This is a genomic window from Paenibacillus tyrphae, from assembly GCF_027925525.1.
GTDB lineage: Bacteria > Bacillota > Bacilli > Paenibacillales > NBRC-103111 > Paenibacillus_G > Paenibacillus_G tyrfis_B.
Window position 1 is genome coordinate 16994 of record NZ_BSDJ01000050.1, and the last position, 18199, is coordinate 35192.

14 protein-coding genes are annotated in these 18199 nt (G+C 47.2%); 12 read left to right on the forward strand and 2 right to left on the reverse strand.

The window, feature by feature from the left end:
* Window positions 1-18: 18 nt before the first annotated feature.
* From QMG93_RS33665 to QMG93_RS33705, 9 genes are all read left to right on the forward strand, one after another.
* A complete protein-coding gene (locus QMG93_RS33665) occupies window positions 19-1575 on the forward strand; it encodes a tetratricopeptide repeat protein (RefSeq protein WP_281944285.1) in 1557 nt (518 codons plus the stop codon).
* Between the two features lie 233 nt (window positions 1576-1808).
* Window positions 1809-2897 carry a peptidylprolyl isomerase gene (locus QMG93_RS33670; RefSeq protein WP_281944299.1) on the forward strand — a complete coding sequence of 363 codons (1089 nt, stop codon included), beginning with the start codon at window positions 1809-1811 and terminating at the stop codon, window positions 2895-2897.
* An 83-nt stretch (window positions 2898-2980) separates the two neighbouring features.
* Window positions 2981-5062: a hypothetical protein gene (locus QMG93_RS33675; protein WP_281944286.1), complete on the forward strand. Its 2082-nt coding sequence runs from the start codon at window positions 2981-2983 to the stop codon at window positions 5060-5062.
* A gap of 126 nt (window positions 5063-5188) precedes the next feature.
* The gene (locus QMG93_RS33680) at window positions 5189-6925 is read left to right on the forward strand and encodes a sensor histidine kinase (protein ID WP_281944287.1); all 1737 of its coding nucleotides are present in this window, start codon (window positions 5189-5191) and stop codon (window positions 6923-6925) included.
* A gap of 12 nt (window positions 6926-6937) precedes the next feature.
* Window positions 6938-8275, forward strand: coding sequence for a response regulator transcription factor (locus QMG93_RS33685; protein ID WP_281944288.1), 1338 nt, complete (start codon window positions 6938-6940; stop codon window positions 8273-8275).
* 124 nt (window positions 8276-8399) lie between these two features.
* A complete protein-coding gene (locus tag QMG93_RS33690) occupies window positions 8400-10133 on the forward strand; it encodes an extracellular solute-binding protein (RefSeq protein WP_281944289.1) in 1734 nt (577 codons plus the stop codon).
* Window positions 10134-10213: 80 nt separating this feature from the next.
* Window positions 10214-11104, forward strand: coding sequence for an ABC transporter permease (locus QMG93_RS33695; protein WP_281944290.1), 891 nt, complete (start codon window positions 10214-10216; stop codon window positions 11102-11104).
* A gap of 12 nt (window positions 11105-11116) precedes the next feature.
* Window positions 11117-12007: a carbohydrate ABC transporter permease gene (locus tag QMG93_RS33700; RefSeq protein WP_281944291.1), complete on the forward strand. Its 891-nt coding sequence runs from the start codon at window positions 11117-11119 to the stop codon at window positions 12005-12007.
* A gap of 31 nt (window positions 12008-12038) precedes the next feature.
* Window positions 12039-13298, forward strand: a complete 1260-nt coding sequence (locus tag QMG93_RS33705; protein ID WP_281944300.1) for a Gfo/Idh/MocA family protein — start codon at window positions 12039-12041, stop codon at window positions 13296-13298.
* An 84-nt stretch (window positions 13299-13382) separates the two neighbouring features.
* Here QMG93_RS33705 and QMG93_RS33710 read toward each other — a convergent pair whose 3' ends face one another.
* Entirely contained in the window at window positions 13383-13607 is a 225-nt protein-coding gene (locus tag QMG93_RS33710) for an XRE family transcriptional regulator (RefSeq protein WP_281944292.1), read from the reverse strand.
* Between the two features lie 373 nt (window positions 13608-13980).
* On the opposite strand from QMG93_RS33710, the gene QMG93_RS33715 reads away from it, so the two are divergent.
* A complete protein-coding gene (locus tag QMG93_RS33715) occupies window positions 13981-14541 on the forward strand; it encodes a GNAT family N-acetyltransferase (RefSeq protein WP_281944293.1) in 561 nt (186 codons plus the stop codon).
* Between the two features lie 223 nt (window positions 14542-14764).
* Here the strand turns inward: QMG93_RS33715 and QMG93_RS33720 are convergent, their stop codons facing one another.
* Entirely contained in the window at window positions 14765-16171 is a 1407-nt protein-coding gene (locus QMG93_RS33720; RefSeq protein WP_281944294.1) for a stalk domain-containing protein, read from the reverse strand.
* Window positions 16172-16273: 102 nt separating this feature from the next.
* Here QMG93_RS33720 and QMG93_RS33725 point away from each other — a divergent pair, with 102 nt between their 5' ends.
* On the forward strand, window positions 16274-17023 hold the full coding sequence (locus QMG93_RS33725; RefSeq protein ID WP_281944295.1) for a response regulator transcription factor: 750 nt from the start codon (window positions 16274-16276) through the stop codon (window positions 17021-17023).
* A gap of 3 nt (window positions 17024-17026) precedes the next feature.
* Window positions 17027-18088 (forward strand): sensor histidine kinase, encoded by a 1062-nt coding sequence (locus QMG93_RS33730; protein ID WP_281944296.1) that lies wholly within the window; start codon window positions 17027-17029, stop codon window positions 18086-18088.
* Window positions 18089-18199 lie beyond the last annotated feature (111 nt).

Genomic DNA, 18199 nt, shown 5'->3' on the forward strand with positions numbered 1-18199 from the left:
GGACAGGAAATCGGTTAAATGACAATTCATAATAAACAACGTTACCGCTTTAGTGAAGCACCTATATGGAATATTCAGAGGGAATATTATGAACAAGAAGGATTGAAGGCTTGGAACAACGACCAAGTTCCTCAATATATCACGTGCAATCCAATGATCGCTGCGGCCTATGCAGAAATGATATTCGGCTTTCTTCAAGACCGGGCAAATAAGGAAGATAGCTCGGAGCCTGTTCTTATTGTGGAGCTTGGAGCAGGAGCGGGGCGTTTCGCTTTCCATGTGTTACACGAGTTATGTCAGTTGATTGACTATGCAGGGATAACGTTGCCTTCGTTTCGATATATCATGACGGATTTGGCGATGAACAATGTGTTGGCGTGGAAGGGTCATCCAGCTCTACAGGCTTTTATTGCCAAAGGAGTACTCGATTTTGCACGATTTGATGCGGTTTATGACACGGTTCTGAATTTGATTGTATCAGACACAACCATTCGTAAAGGAGATTTAAAGCAGCCTGTTGTCATTGTGGCTAACTACTTTTTTGATAGTATTCCGCAAGAGCTGCTTTATGTGTCGGAAGGTAAAATTTACGAAGCCGATGTTTTCATCGAGTATCCTAAACGTAAGGATTCACTTAAACCATCAGAATTACTTGATCAAATATCTTTACATTATAAGCATCGGCGGGCGCCGGAGTATGAGCAAGAAACTTATCCTTATCGTGATGTCATAGCCATATATCAGGAACAATTGGAAGATTCGCATATTTTATTTCCAGTCGCCGGATTAACTTGTTTGGAACGTTTGAACCAGTTGTCGCAGGAAGGATTTTTATTAATAACAGCAGACAAAGGGGATCATTTACTTGAAAACTGGAAATTCGCGGAACCACCGGAGTTGATCCTACATGGAAGTTTTTCTTTAACGGCAAACTACCATGCGATTCAGCAAGTTATGGAACAGAACGGAGCCCTCGCGTTATTTCCTCCGCATCATTATAAAAATATAAATATTGGTTGTATTATCCATATGGATACACCGATGGACTACTTCCAGACAAGATTAGCTTATCGTCGATTTATTGAGCGCTTTGGTCCGGACGAATTTTTTAGCTTGAAGGAATGGGTAGATCTCAATCTAGATAGCATGGAACTACAGCAAATATTAAGTTTTTGGCGTTTAGGTGGATATGACGCGGAGTTCTTCACTCAGAGCTCGAAGCAGATCTCTAGTCTGTTACTAGATGCAAATGATGAGGAAAAGCAGGATATTTTTCGGGGTATACAGCTTATGTGGTCGTCGTACTACGTAATGGAGCAGCGTTATGGTATCGCACTTGAGGCTGGATTGTTACTGTTTGAGATGGAAATGTACGGGGACTCCAAACGGTTTTTAGAAATATCAATAGATGAAGATCAAGAGAACATCGTATCCACCGTATATTATTGTCTAGCTATTTGTTGCTTTGAGCTAGAATTAGAAGAAGATGCTTTGAATTACATTAGAATGTTTTTAAAACATGAGCCTGATCATGAAGAGGCCCTGGCGTTGTTACACCGATTTGAGCAAGAATAGAGCCTGGCTTGGATCAATTATATAAAATGCTGTTTAAGCGGAAGGAGGAGACTCTGTTCCGCTTATTTATTTGGCGCGGGCATTGTCGGCTGGTTGGCCCCGGAATTTCCGGAATCGCAAAATGTAAAAAATTTAGAAGTCAGGTAAAGGAATCGAAATTGTTAAGTGCACAGGATCAGCTTACAATTTGTATTAAAGGGATGAAAGCGTTTTAACGAGGAGGCTGGGTCTTGATGTTCAAAGAACGCATTTTGCATTCGAATCATAGACGAATCCTTATCATTTTTAGTTTGTTGACCGTCATGGTAACAGCGGCGTTTTCGGGCGGAGCTTGGTGGAAAGGGAACGAGGAGGAAGTGATCGCTACGGTCAATGGCAATCCGATTCACGTGGAAGAATTCCAACGAGCGATTCGTTTGAAAAAATCGGCGATCATGAACTATTTTCGCGATCAACATCATGCGGATCAGTCCGAGACGTTCTGGACAACTTCATTCGATGGCGAGATTCCTATTGAGATGCTGAAGAAGAAGGCATTGGATGACTGTGTGCGTTTGAAGGTTCGACTGCTGCAGGCTAAGGATCTGGGGATCCTGCAAGACATTAGTTACCCGGGATTTCTCCGGCAATTGCAGCAAGAGAATCTCCGAAGAGCGGAAGCGATCAAGAACCGTCAGGTCGTATACGGACCTGAACGATATGACGAATATACGTATCTGGAGTATCTGCTGACGAATTCAACCCTTGCTGTGAAGCAGCACTTGCAGCAAAATGCTTTGAAGCAGGGCGAGTCATCGCTGAGATTGTTCTATGAAGAGCATAAAGATCAGCGATACAGGACGCGGGGCTATGTCACGGTGCAACGAATTTCACGCACGATCCTGGACTCTAATCATCTAATCGATCCCGCACTCGAACAGAAAGTAAAAAGGCTATTTGAAGAGGCGCATGCCAAGTTGTTATCTGGTGCGTCATTTGAAGACGTTGTTGCAGCCTATGCTGCGCCAGATACGGAACTGGAATTGACCATTGATCTGGGCGACGAACGACGGAATGCCAGAAGCCCGGTAGCCCAGGCCGCAGCCAAGCTCTCTGTTCAAGAGATGAGTCAGATTATTGAAGATAACGGCAGTCTCCATCTCTTAAAATGCATCGAGAGGGTAGAACCTGACTCGGCTTATCTGGCCTATGAGCAGGTGAAGGATCAAGTGCTTCAGGATTATGTCAATGGTGAATATGAGACAAGCATTCGTGAGATGACGGCCTCAGCGCAAGTTGTGAGGCACGACAAGCTATATCAGTCCTTTCAAATGCAATTTTGAAGCGCTTCAATTTGTTGTAACCGCTTAAACAGCTTGCTGTTGAGGCGTTGCATACATAATGAAAGGCGAAGGGATGATCATTGATGTACAGAAGAACTGTGCAACGCGCCATTTGTTTGGCGATGGCGGCCGCTATGCTTCTCAGTCTGGCAATAACCGTTCCTCGGGACGCCAAGGCTGCGGGGGGAGCAACCTATTACGTGGATAACGTAAATGGGAATGACGCTTCGAATGGAACAAGCGCCGGGACCGCTTGGAAGACATTAACGAAAGTGAACGCGACGACGTTTGCCCCAGGTGACAAGATTTTATTCAAGGCAGGAGGAGCTTGGCAAGGACAATTATGGCCAAAAGGTTCGGGGGTGAACGGGAGTCCCATTGTTATCGACCAATACGGGACAGGGAATAAACCGCTCATTGCGGGAGTTACGAGCGAGCTGCAGACGGTCTTTTTGAAAAATCAGGAGTACTGGGAAATCAACAACTTGGAGGTTACTAATCCTTCTACACTGCCTTTCTCCAGGGACTGGAAAGGGGCCCGGGGTGAGCGGCGTGGCGTCTATATTTTGAATGAGGAGAGCGGCATCTTAAATCATATTTACATTAAAAATTTGAATATTCATGATGTGGATGGGGTGTATACGACCCGGGCCGGCGGGATCATTTTCGATTCTGTGGGCTCCTATGTGCCAAGTGCGTTTAATGATGTACTGATCGATGGCAATACATTAACGGATGTGGATGCGTATGGGATTAATATCGGTTCGAACTGTACGATTCGGTATGGCATGGGCGATCTTTGGGAGTGGGTTCCTAAGCCTTACGGGTCTTGGACGCCAACGACGAATTTGAAAATCTCGAATAATACGATCGTTCGGCCTGCGACGGGCGGGATTGCATGGAATGTGACGGATGGCGCGATTGTCGAGCGAAATACGGTTCAAGAAGCCACGTTTTTGGCAACAAATGCTTCGATCTGGTGGGCCTATGCGGATAATAACGTGGTTCAATACAATGAATCTTTTGGAAGCCACAACGGGGAAATGGATGGCGAGGGGTTTGATGTGGATGCGGGAAACATAGGCTCCCTGGTTCAGTATAATTACAGTCATGACAATGCAGGCGGCTTTATGTTATTCGTCAATGATACGTATTATACGACGAATACGATCGTTCGCTACAATATCAGTCAGAACGACAGGAATCACTTGTTCCGGTACAGCGGTTCTATTGATACGGTCTATAATTATAACAACACGGTGTACGTCGGAGCGGCATCGGGTAATCCCGTGATGAGCGATTATTTCACGAAATCTTCAGGCGCACCGAAAAATATTAAGAATTACAACAACGTCTACTATAGCGTGGGAGATCGGGGATGGAATCTGACTGGGCAAACGTTTGACTCGAATGCGTATTACGGCGGCAAAACGTTAGTGAACTCGGATGCGCATCGCATAACTGCGGAACCGAAATTCATGAATCCGGGCAGTGGCGGCGTCGGTATGAATACGTTGGACGGCTACAAACTCCAGCCCAACTCACCGCTTATTGGGGCAGGCGTTCCTCTGGCGGACAACGGCGGAAGGGACTATTTCGGTAATGCCTTATATAACGGAGACCCGGATATCGGCGCCTACGAGTATCAAGGTGCGGTACCGCCGGCTACGGGCAAAACGCCAATTGTATTCACACCCGCGCCCATTACCCCAATGCCGGAACAACCGAAGCCGGCACCGGGAAATTTGGCGCCGCTTGCAACTGTGAGTGCATCCATCGCCACTTTGTCCACCAGCTCTATTAAAAGCCTGACGGATAGCTCCTATGACAAAGCTTGGTCGAGTGTGGATAAAGGCGTGACATTCCCGAATTATATTACGCTTGATTTTGGTTCCAGATCGGTAACTGCGAGCAAGCTGATAGTGGTAACCAGGTTTGGAACGGGGCAAGGCGTTACGAAGTTCGATCTTGAAGCTTATAACGGGACGGCTTGGGTGCCGGTGAAGACAGGTATTCAATGGACATGGGCATATAGCGATACGACGAATGAGACACAGACCCTTAATTTTGACTCTACCACGGCGAAGCAGTTCCGTTTGAAGATTAACGGGGCAAATTTGAAATGGGGCAATTTCGCGATTAACGAGTTGGAGCTGTACAGGTAAAGAAAAAGAAGCCGATCATCCTGTGGATGGCCGGCTTTTCCAACATTGAACAAAAGATTCGGGGATGATAAATTGTTGTAAACGATGAATGCTATTATATGGATAAGAAAGCGGGCCGAAACCATCATGAAACTTCTGACAACAGGAACGAAGGGTTGGTTTGTCTATCAGAAGGTTGTAGTTGTCTTCATTGCATTCATGATTCCACTCGTTGCGATGAACATTTGGGTGAATTACAAAGAGATGTCCTTCACGAAGAAGACGATCACGGATTCGGCTGTAGCCGGAGCTTCTTTTTATGCCAATCAGCTCGATAAGGAATTATATTTTATTCGGAGCCAGCAACTGCAATTCGTCAATGATAAGGATCTTCAGAAGCTTAGCTTTCAAGGGAGCACACTCGATGAGTATGCCTTGTTTGAATTAATTAATCAGACGAAAGACCGGTTGTCTGCGATTCAATACTCGAGTGAACTCATCGTCGATGCCGGCGTTTATGTCAAAGAAATTGGCAAGACCACAAGTATAGGCGGTATCTCGGACACACCGAATGATGAATCAGAATTCATTGTCCCATTAGCCGGGCTGACGCCGAAACCGTCTTTCTATCAAAAAGATGGCCGACTCTTCTTTATTGAGAGTGAGAATAACTCGGGAATCATCTCTTATATCGAGATTTCGACGTCTCGCTTGCGGGAGGCCCTTCGCCAGATTACCACGCTCTATCAAGAATCGGAAGTATTTCTGGGGAGCAAAACACTCGGCCATGTATTATCGACGGCGAAGGATCAGAACGTCATCATTCCCTTGCTTGCACAACTGGAGGAAGGAAATAAGGGGAATGCCAATCCTTCCAGGGTGATCGATATCGCTGGAACAAGTTATTTTGTAATGACGTGTCCAGTCGGTTCTTTGAATCTGTCGCTGGTCATGTATGTGGATCATAACGAAATTACGCGCCCGCTTAGGCAGTACAGCTTTTGGTTCTACGCATTATTCGTGATTGCAATCGTGGTGCTGCTGCTCTATTCTTACTCGCTTAATTTTATGATCCACAGACCTTTGTCCAAGCTCACCAAGGCGTTCCAGATGATGGAGACCGATAATCTGAATCTCATCATCGAGTCGAAGACGAGGGATGAGTTTCATTATTTATTTCACAGCTTTAATCGCATGGCGTTCCGTTTGAAGCGTTCGATCGAGGAGAATTATGAGCACAAGATTGCGATTCAGCAATCGGAATTGAAACAACTGCAATCGCAGATCAATCCTCATTTTCTATATAACAGCTTTTTTAATATTTATATGATGTGCAAGGTGGGAGATTCAGACGGAGCTGCGGAGCTATCGCAAAAGCTTGGCAGTTATTATCAATATATAACGAGGAATGGGTCCGACGAGGTGCCCTTGTACAAAGAGTATCAGCATGCCTTGGATTATTGTGAAATTCAGTGCATCCGCTTCTCGAATCGAATCCGATACGAACATGAGGAGATACCGGATTATGCGAAGGCGGTTACGGTGCCGCGATTGATCATACAGCCGATTGTTGAAAATGTTTTCGAACATGCGTTCGAAGACGGCATGATGAACGGCATTCTGTCTATGACGGTCGATTATCAGGAAGGGGTCGTACGGATTAAGGTCGAAGATAACGGCCGCCTCCTGACAGACGAGACGCTGCAAAGTTTGCAAGAGCAGTTGCGTAATGAATCCGGACAACAAGAGAAGACGGGGCTCATGAATGTGAATAATCGATTGCAGTTGAAGTATGGGGCGGGCAGCGGGCTTTTTGTCTCTCGCAGCCAACATGGTGGATTGCGTGCCGAACTGATGATCCGAACCCAAAACGAACGAAAGTGAGGGCCTGTTGCCATGTATCGATTGTTAATTGTAGATGACGAGCCGGTGATCGCGAACGGACTGGTTCAGCTTTTACAGGACCGACAAGAATTTGAATTGGATATCTGCAAGGCGTATTCTGCGGATGAGGCGCTCGAGATTGCGCAGCGAACGAAGTTGGATATTCTCGTGAGCGATATTCGGATGCCGAAGAAGAATGGATTGCAGTTAGTCGATGAGATCGCCTATTACTGGCCTTCGTGCCGGATGATTTTCTTAACCGGATATAGCGAGTTTAACTACGTGTATGAAGCCATTCGCAAAAATGTCGATAATTATATCTTGAAGAGCGAAGGGGTCGAACCGATCTTCGAAGCGGTAAGAGGGGCCATTGTCAAACTGGAGGAAGAGCACCGGAATCGGCTTCAACAGGAAAAGGCGCAATTGCACCTGCGGATCGTTGAATCCTTGTTGAAGAAAGAACTGCTGGAATCGGTGCTGCGAGGGGAAGAATTACCTGCTTTACTGAGAGAAGAGCGCTATGCGGATTTGGATTTCGCTATTGCTTTGGACCGTCCCTCCTTTATTCTTGTTGGACATGCCGATCAGCAGGAAGGGATCACGATGAAGCTGCTGGAGGCGGCAGGCTCGATATTTGGCAAGCTGCTGCCCCCTTCGATCGGATGCGAATACACCTTCTACGACGGACACCTTATCGTATGGTTCCTGCAACCGAATGCCGACTTAGTAGACCGGCTAAGGGATGAAGCGGATGCTGCAGAGAACGGGCACCGTGTTGTAGCCTATTTGCGAGGGGTGCTGGAACGGGTTCAGAATGAGTGCGAAGAGATACTTGACGTATCGATGTCATTTGGCATTTCGGGGAATATGATGAACCGCTGGGACCAGACCCGCGAGCAAGTAGAAATGATCCGCTCTCTGATCCGTCGAAGAGTTCAGCTTGGTCAGAGAATGGTCATTGTTGATTACGAGCGTACAACGGATAAATCGAGTATACAGATTAAGCTGACAGGGATTCAGCAGGATGCTTTCAAAAAGGGACTCCTGGATCAGATTCATCGTTATATTGAAGAGCATCTCGCGGGAGATTTGTCGCTGACGGCGATCGCAGAGGAAGTACATCTTAACCCTTCCTACTTGTCTCGTTACTATAAGCAAATTTCAGGGCACAACCTGATTGAATATATAAAATCCTTTAAGCTTGAATCTGCGATTGCGATGATGTCAGATCCCCATTTGAAGCTAAATGAAATTGCGTTTCGCGTAGGGTTCGACTCTCCGTCTTACTTCGCTACCTTCTTTAAAAAGATGACCGGAAAATCTCCGCAGGAATACCGTAACCTGCAATAGGTCAATAAAGTGAAGGCAATGTAAAGGATTCAAAATTGTAAACGGTTTCTGGCCGGGCTTACTATATAAATAGGCAAAGCGACCTGCATGGCCAGTACTTTTTACTAGGGGGGAAGTTTCCAATATGAAGCATGATACATTTAGAAAAACGAGAATGATTTTGCTGCTTGCAGTCAGCGTATCGATGGTGTCGGCGTGCTCTAGCCAAGGGGGAGACAAGTCAGTGAGTTCTGCGACTCCTGTGGCATCCGGAGGTTCCGCCGGTACTGCGGCGCCAGAACCGCTAGGCAAGTATGCGGAGCCTGTCGTTGTTACGGAAGTGCTTGGATTCAGCACGCCCGAAGACCCTAGAACCACGAAGGGGATTACGCCTGATCAGAACGCTTATCTCAAAGAACTCAAGGATATGTTGAATATCGATGTGAAATATAAATGGACGGTGCCGAAAGATCAATATGAGCAAAAGTTCTCGCTGGCGTTGGCATCGGGAGATTTGCCGGACATTATGGAGCTTAGTCCGAAGGATTATGAGAAGCTTCGGAAGCAAGATATGCTGGCGGATTTAACCGCAGCCTATGATAAATACGCCTCGCCGGATCTGAAGAAATATATGGAGTCCGATGGCGGGTTTGCGATGAAAACGGTAACCAGAGACGGCAAACTGATGGCCATTCCAGATTTTACGGATCCGGCGCTTGGCACCCAGTTGCTGTGGATTCGGAAAGATTGGCTCGATAACTTGAACCTTCAAGTGCCGAAGACGATCGATGAATTGGAAAAGGTTGCGACCGCTTTTGTGAATGACGATCCGGATCGGAACGGGAAGAAGGATACCTACGGCATCGCGCTGGAGAAGAAGCCTTTCTTCTGGGGATTTGATTTGCGCGGGTTCTTCAATGCCTATGGCGCTTATCCTTCGGTAGGAGACAATATTAACGCATGGATTAAAGACAGCAGCGGCAAGCTTGTTCCCGGGTTGATTCAGCCTGAGATGAAGCCTGCGCTGGCGAAGCTCCAATCCTGGTATAAGAACGGTATTCTGGACAAAGAGTTTGCGCTCAAAGACGAGAATAAAGTGGTAGAGGACATCACGGCCGGTAAAGTAGGGATCTCCTATGGGGAATGGTGGTATCCAAACTGGCCGCTCAATCTCAGTGTAGATAAAGACCCGAAAGCGAATTGGATCGCCGTTCAAATTCCTACGCTGGATGGACAGCCAGGGAAATCCATTGTTCCAAAACTGCGCAGCGAGAAAGTCTACGCCGTCAATAAAAAATTGAAGAACCCCGAAGCGATCGTGAAAATGTTGAATTTCTATTTGGAAATGGGCAAGCCTCAATATATGGATAAGAATAAACCGGAGAATGGGTACGTCTACAATTGGTTCATGCCAAGAATATCAAATCCGGCTCAAATTGAAACCATTTACACGGAAGTAAACAAAGCGCTGGCGGCCAAACAAACAAAAATTACGGTGAATAGTCCGGATTATAAAACGATACAGGATGTACTGAAAGCGACATTGGATTTGCAGGCGAATGATACCCAAACGGCGTCGCGGGGCGTGAACTGGGGACTGTACTTTAGTCGTGCGGCGGAAGATGGCGGCTGGGGCCTGACGCGCAAGATTCGTGAGAAGGGCCAGTTTGTGATGAATGAATTCTACGGAACACCGACCCCTACCATGGTTGAGAAAGGCGGTCAGCTAGATAAGCTGATGCTGGAGTCTTTTAACAAAATCATTCTTGGCGCACCTGTTGACGATTTCGATAAATTCGTAGCGAGCTGGAAAACGCTTGGCGGCGATAAAATGACCGAAGAAGTGAATGCATGGTACAACGAGCAAGCTGTGAAATAAATGAACGTATCGTGACGAGGGGAGCGGGAGCCAGCGGCTCCTCTCGTTTTGTCTACTAATGTGTAAGGAGGTGTCCAAGCATGAGAACTTTTCGCAAAGAGTATCCGCTGCATATCATGCTGATTCCAGGAGTGATTCTGACACTTATTTATTCGTATGGTCCAATGGCCGGACTCGTCATGGCTTTTCAAAATTTTGAGCCGCTGTCAGGCTTTTTTAAATCGGAGTGGGTGGGGTGGGACAATTTTACGTATGTGTTTCATTTGCCGGATTTCAAACAAGTCTTCTGGAACACGATCCTGATCTCGATCTTCAAAATCGTGCTGTTCCTGCTTGTTCCGCTTATTCTCGCTTTATTGCTCAATGAGGTGACGAAGCGATGGTTCTCGCGACTTGTGCAATCGACCATTTTCCTGCCATTCTTCTTGTCGTGGACGGTTCTTGGAGGGATTGTGATTGAAATCTTTTCATTGAATGGGCCGGTAAATAGCTTATTATCCTTTTTGGGACTTAAGGAAATCATGTTTATGCTGGATAACGGCTGGTTCCGTGGCATCATCATCGGTTCGGATGTCTGGAAAAGCATGGGCTACAATATGATCGTTATGTTGGCCGCAATCACGGGAATTAACGGCACTTTGTATGAAGCTGCGGAGGTGGACGGCGCGGGCCGATGGAAGCAGATGCTGCATATCACTTTGCCCGGTATGCTGCCGATGCTGATTTTGCTGGGCGTCCTGAGCCTGGGGAATATTCTCAACGCAGGCTTTGAGCAAATCCTGATCATGTACAATCCGACGGTGTATGAAGGCGCGGACATTATCGACACGTTCGTCTACCGCCTCGGCTTGTTCAGTCAGCAATTCGGCCCCGCTGCGGCAGTCGGTCTATTTAAGTCCGTCATTTCCCTGGGTTTGGTCTCTATCGCCTACTATGCTGCGTACAAATATAACAATTATCGAATCTTCTAAGGAGGGAGTGACGTGATCCATAAATCATCGGCAAGCCGACAGATGTTTGTGTTGTTGAACACGATCTTTTTGACCCTGATTACCGTACTGGCCATTATTCCATTTGTTCATTTGCTCGCCATCTCGCTTAGCTCCAATACCGCCGCAATGGCCGGCGAAGTGAAGCTGTGGCCTGTTGGCTTCAACCTAGATGCTTATATTTACCTGGGGGAAAAGGTAGAGTTCCTACGCTCCTTGCGGGTTTCCCTGGAGCGGGTCGTTCTCGGCACGGCCGTCAATATGTTTCTTGTCTTTATTACAGCATTCCCTTTAGCCAAGTCTAATGACAAGTTCAAGTACAGAACGGTCTATGTTTGGTTTTTTGCGGTCACCATGTTCTTCAGCGGCGGCTTGATTCCAACCTACATGATTGTGAAAAATACCGGATTAATCGATACGATCTGGGCGTTGATCTTGCCTGGCGCATTGAATGTGTGGAACATGGTGCTCATGCTCAACTTTTTCCGGGCCATCCCCAAAGAGTTGGACGAGGCGGCCACCATCGATGGGGCGGGTCATTGGCGGGTCCTTTGGCAAGTCTATTTACCCGTATCGCTTCCGTCGATCGCGACGATCGGTTTGTTCACGATCATCGGTCACTGGAATGTCTGGTTCGACGGCATCTTGTATATGAATTCACCCGAACATTATCCGCTGCAGACGTACTTGTCTACGCTCATAACGGCTATTAACTCACAGATGAGTTCCATGTCGCTTGACCAGTTGAAGGCTTTGGAGAATTTAAGCGAGAAAACGCTTCGGACCGCGCAGATATTCATGGGGGCGCTGCCGATTATGCTCGTCTATCCGTTCCTGCAGAAATATTTCGTCAAAGGGATGACCGTAGGCAGCGTAAAGGAATGAACGATCAGCATACAGGGAGATGGAAATCATGATGAAGCAAGTAACTGTGGCCTTGGTTGGGGCGGGACTTCGGGGCGTGAATTATTTGGAATATGCGAAGCAGTATCCGGATGAGATGCAAATCGTCGCCGTAGCAGAGCCGAACAGGGAGCGGAGAGAGCTTTGCCAAGCGAGACATGGGCTTCCTGACGACAAGTGCTTTACCCATTGGGATGAACTCTTTGCACAGCCGAAGATGGCGGATGCGGTCTTCATCTGCACCCAGGATCAGCAGCATTTTGAACCGACGATGAAAGCGCTGGATGCGGGGTATCATGTGCTGCTGGAGAAGCCGATGTCCCCCGATGCGAAGGAATGCGTGGCGATGGGAGCGCGAGCTGCGCAGCTTGACCGTGTGTTCTCGATATGCCATGTTCTTAGGTTTACGAATTTCTTCGCTACGATCAAGGAATTGCTGGAAGGAGGGGCCATTGGCCAATTGATGTCGATCACGCACAATGAGAACGTCGGATACTGGCATCAAGCCCACAGCTTCGTTCGGGGCAACTGGCGTAGGAAGGACGAATCGAGCCCGATGATCTTGGCGAAGTCCTGCCATGACCTGGATATGCTGCTCTGGCTGGCCGGATCGGATTGCATAAGCATTTCGTCATTCGGCTCCTTGTCCCACTTTACTTCTGCACAAGCGCCGGAGGGAGCGCCCCTTCGCTGCCTGGACGGCTGCCCCGTCGCAGAAGAATGTCTTTACTACGCACCGAAACAGTATTTGACCGAAAATACGGACTGGCCAACTTCGGCGATCAGCGATGATCGGAGCTATGAAGGTCGAATCAAGGCGCTGCAGGAAGGACCGTATGGCCGATGCGTCTACCATTGCGACAACGATGTCGTCGACCATCAAGTGGTGAATATGACATTCGCGAACGGCGTTATTGCAGCTTTCCATATGAGTGCCTTTACGAAGGAAATTAGCCGGACGATCAAGCTGATGGGAACGACGGGCGAGATTCGCGGCGCGATGGAGAAGAACGAGATTGAAATTCTCCGTTTCGGCAGCGACAAGGCGGAGCGAATCGATTTGGCCGATGCGGGCGGACATATCGGACACGGCGGCGGAGATTACGGCTTGGTCCGGGATTTCCTCCGGCTCTTGCGCGAAGGCGGCGGCAGCAAAGGGCTGACATCAGCGCATCGCTCCGTGCAAAGCCATATGATGGCGTTCGCGGCGGAACAAGCCCGAGTGGAACAGAGTGTGGTTCGTATGCAGGATTTTGTTGAGCGCTTGTTATAACCGACTTCTATAACAACACAAATAACCGCTCAGATAGCTCCATAATACACAATGTAGGCGAACTTTCTGTTACCCATCCGCTGACTAACGGTGTTCATCGGAAGGCGTTAATTCGTACAGGCTGCGCACCTCGCACTGAAGCGTATCGGCGATTGAAATCGCGAGCTTAAGAGACATCACTCTTTTATTGTCGATAAAGTCATCCAGCCGCTCCCGTCTCACCCATAGTTCAAGCGCTAGCCGTTCCAGCGGTATTCCTGCTTCCTGAAGCCTTTCTTCTAGCAGGCAACGGCCAAGTTCGTACTTCAATATGCATATACCCCTCTCAAAAAAAATCGCCCAACGAATCTTATGATTTCCTTTCCGCTTTAGCTTCATCCCCGGCTTGGATCTCGGGAATCGTGAGCGTAAACAGCGTGCCCACCCCAGGCACTCTTGATGGATACCTCTCCGTCCGGTGCCCGGATCACTTCGTAGGAAAGGCTCATCCGACTTAAAATAAAAGCTTCTCTATTCCACAATTGGGCCATATAACGAAATAAATTCTTGTTAAAATTAAAACTATTTGAAATAATTGTTATTAAGTTAAAGGAGAGCGATTGCAGAAAAAGGTGATACGACTTTCCCTTACTTAAGAATTGTGGAATAGTTAAAAATCCGATTAATTATATTCCGAAAGGGTGTGTGCAATATATTATCAACTAATGTTTTTACTTATAAATCTAAGGATGGAAAAGCAGTAATAATTAGAGAACCTAAAGAACAGGATGCAGAAAGAATGCTAAATTCTGCTTCAAAAGCTTTAATAAACGCTCCATACATGTTAAGTACGGTTGAGGATGTAAAAAAGATGAGTGTTGATGCTATTCAAAAAACGTTAAAAGCTTATCACGAAAATCCAAATTATGTACAGTTTATTGCTGAAGTTGATGGTAAGTTAGTCGGTGCAATAGATTTTAAGAACGGAAACAAAGAAAAAATTAGTCATCAAGGGGCTTTTGCGATGACTATACTACCTGAATATCGAAATTATGGTATTGGAAGAGCTCTTCTAGAAACGTTAATCAATTGGGCTAAAAATAACAGTAAGATTGAGAAAGTTTGTCTTGAGGTAATGGAAGATAATTTAGGTGCAATCCGGTTATATAAGAATCTAGGCTTTTTTGAAGAGGGTAGAAAAGCAAAGGGTGTAAAATTGGATGACGGCTATCAAGATTTAATATTAATGGCTTTATTCGTTTGAAATTGAACATTATTCAACAATATGGGGGGACCGCCAGCATTTTAACGAAAATATACGCTAAGGTTATAAACATGACCGGTTTGTCGTTATTTATTCCTTTAAGGTGAAAAAGTGTAAACTTATCTTAGTGTTGCTGGAGTTAGAGTCTAGCCGTATACGTTACGGAAAGAACAGGTTGAAATATCACCTGTTCTTTCTGATGTTGTTTTCTTACAAACTACAATTATGGCGTAATATTTACTGTTCTGCTTGGATTATCCCACTTTACGCTGGCTCCCATGACTTTCGAAAAAAAGCTTAACGGAACAAAGGTGCGTTCCCCGCTTTTTTCAACCGGACCATCGAGTTGGATCTGTTGATCGCCTGCCAATGCGGTTTTACCTCCTACGTTAACTGAATAGATTTTGCCGTTGTAGTTGATTTGAGTGGTTTGAAAATCATTGTTCCATTCCACTGTTGCACCCAAAGCCTCTGAAACGAAACGTACAGGAACATAAATGATGTCGGCTTTGGATTTATAATAAGGATACTCTTCACTTTGAATCGGAATGCCATTAACATTGACCTTGACATCATAATAAGTATCATCTTTATCGCTTACAGTATCGAGAATCATACCGGCCTTCGCATCCACTCGAGAAACGGAGAGATCGCGATTAAGGACATAAGCAAAGTTTCCATCCTTGCTGAAGCTGATTGCTTGCCGAGGCTCTGAAAATCCTTTAATGGTCCCGATGATGCTGTTGTCGGAGGTGCTGATTATATTAATGGTATTATCCAACTTGTTGCTGGCAAAAAGGACCTTTCCATCAGGAGAAAGGGATGCGCCATAAGGATCGCGCCCAACCTTTACCTCGGCAATGATTTTGCCTTGCGAGATGTCCACGATGGCAATACTATTACGCCCGCTGTTTGCCGCATACATGGTAGAGCCATCGGCGGATATTGAAATCGCTCGAATCATCGAGAATCCGGAGATCTCATGGACGATTGCATTGGTTTTGACATCCACAACCGATACCTTGTCTCCCTTGAAGTTAGTAACAAACACATAATGACCGTCGGGAGATACTTTTATCCCTTGACGAGGTTGGGAGAATCCCGGAATGACAGCGGTCGTCTTATGCTGCCCGAGATCCACAACCGTTACTGTACTTTTGGCTTCATTGTTGACATACATGGTATTTCCGTCCGGGGTGACAGCAGTTCCAAATGCGCCTTGACCAACTGCAACTTCATCCTCCAATGCCAGGTCTTCCGTGTTGTAAAATCGCAGGGTGCCCAGTGTGCTATCCGAAACGACAAACTGCGAACCGCCGTTAATGAAAATAATGTTTCTTGGTGTGACAAAGCCGCTGATCTCCTTACGCAAAGTTCCTTTGGCAAGATCATAGACTCGAATCCATGGCTGACGACTATCCGAGACAACCGCAGTTTGCTCGTCGGGACTTACGGCCAACGAGTTATTGGTAATCTCGCCGTCAAAGGGGCGGATTGCCGCAGTGGTGTTGTTTCCCGCAGCCGGGATCGAAGCCGGATTGTTATCAGCAGCAAAAATAATCGCCGGTTGAATAGCGGAAAGTACCATTCCGGCAAAAAGTACAGGTTTTATCATTTTGTTTACCATCATTCACTCATCGCCTCTCTGAAAAGTTTTTAGCCAACGTAAGACGGGGCTCTTGACCAATGTAACGGAGAATTGTAAAGATCATATAAAGAACACGAAAGCATCATGTATGATAAAATGATAGCCGTGGAGGTGAACGTTCCGATGGACAAGCTGCAGCTTGAAGGTCCTATTCTGATTGCGGACGATGATGCTTCGCTCGTCTCGTTTTTGCAGGAATACTTTGGGGCACTGAACTGCCGAGTGCTTGCCGCGAGCGACGGGCAGCGAGCTGTTGAACTGGTGAAAACTGAGGCTCCATCTTTCATCATTCTGGATATTATGATGCCTTTCATGGACGGCACTACGGCATGCTGGGAAATACGCAAAATCAGCAGCGCGCCTATAGTCATGCTTACGGCCAAAATCGAGGAAGAGGACAAAATCCGGGGTTTTGAACGCGGAGCCGACGATTACTTGTGCAAACCGTTCAGCCCTAGAGAACTCGTCGCCCGGATGCAGGCAATTCTACGCCGGATGCGTACGTCGGAGCGGAAAGCTTCGGGGCTCATTTTGAACAATAACGCGAATTTGTCATACGATTCCGAAAGCCATCGGTTTTATTGGAAGAAAGCGCCCCTGCAATTCACGTACCAGGAAGCGCAAATCGTTATCACCTTGCTCAAAATGCAAGGAAAAGTCTGTACCCGCGAGCATTTGCTGAACGTGCTGTATCCGCTGGGCGATAAAGATGTTGTCGACCGCATCGTGGATGTGCATATCGGCAATATCCGGCAAAAGATCCGTGATACCGATCCCGGATTCGATCTCATTGAAACCGTTCGGAGCATCGGCTACCGGTTAAAGGAAGGGTAAACGGTGAAAATCAAACTCATTTACAAGCTCCTGGCGCTTAACGCGCTAGTCTTAATTTTGCTGGCTGCCGGAATCAGCATCGGATTTAGTCAGTACACGCTTCAACTGATAGAAGAAAACCGCTTGATGGTGTACCAAAATTTCCTCATGTTCCGATCGGCTACGGAGCGTTATTTTCTATATACCAGTCTAGTCATCGTTCCCTTCTCCATTGGGATTAACTGGCTGTTCACCCGTTCGATCGTCCGCCCCTTGTCCGGGATGCGGAAGCTGACTGAGCGAGTCGCGAGCGGGGATTATACCGTACGGGCAGAGATTCGATCGAACGACGAAATCGGCGATTTGGCTCGTTCATTCAACCAAATGGGCAAGCAGCTTGAGAGGATCGAACAGCTCCGGCGAAGCCTTGTGGCGGACGTAGCCCACGAGCTCAGAAATCCGCTTTCTACGGTACGCGGCTATATGGAAGCGATGAAAGACGGCGTCCTCTCCGCAAAGCCCGAAACGCTCGATAAATGTTACCACGAGGTGGAGCGGCTCGTTTTTCTGGTGGAGGACATTCACCGTCTGGCTGTGGCGGAGAGCGATTTGAAAGCGGCCATTCCCTCAAATCCGGTCGATCTCCGGTCCGTTGCCCAAGAAGCCGCTTCAAGGTATATGCCGAAATGGGAGGAAAAAGCAATTGTTTTTCAAGAGGATGTACCGTCCTCCCCGGTCTGCGTCATGATCGACAAAGTTCACGCCGTACGCGTATTTGAGAATCTGTTCGACAACGCGATGCGCTATACGCCGAATGGTCATTCGGTTCGTTTATCGATGCAAGCGAACGCTAAAATGCTCCGCGTGGAGGTTACGAATACTGGAGCGGAGATTGCTCCCGAGCATCTGACGCTTTTGTTCGAGCGATTTTACCGGGTTGATCCTTCACGCTCGCGCGCGTACGGTGGTGCGGGCATTGGGCTTACGATCGTGCGCGACATCGTGGAACGGGCAGGCGGACGCGTTTGGGCAACGAGCGGGAATGGTTCCGTGACGATACATGCGGAACTGCCGGTTGAATCATGATTACCGGCTTTTGTCCAGCCCGGGAAAACCTACAGCGTCAAAATCGAAGCCGATGGACCGTATATCCAAATCTTCGTGGACGGAACAAGGATCATGGACCTTAAGGACGGC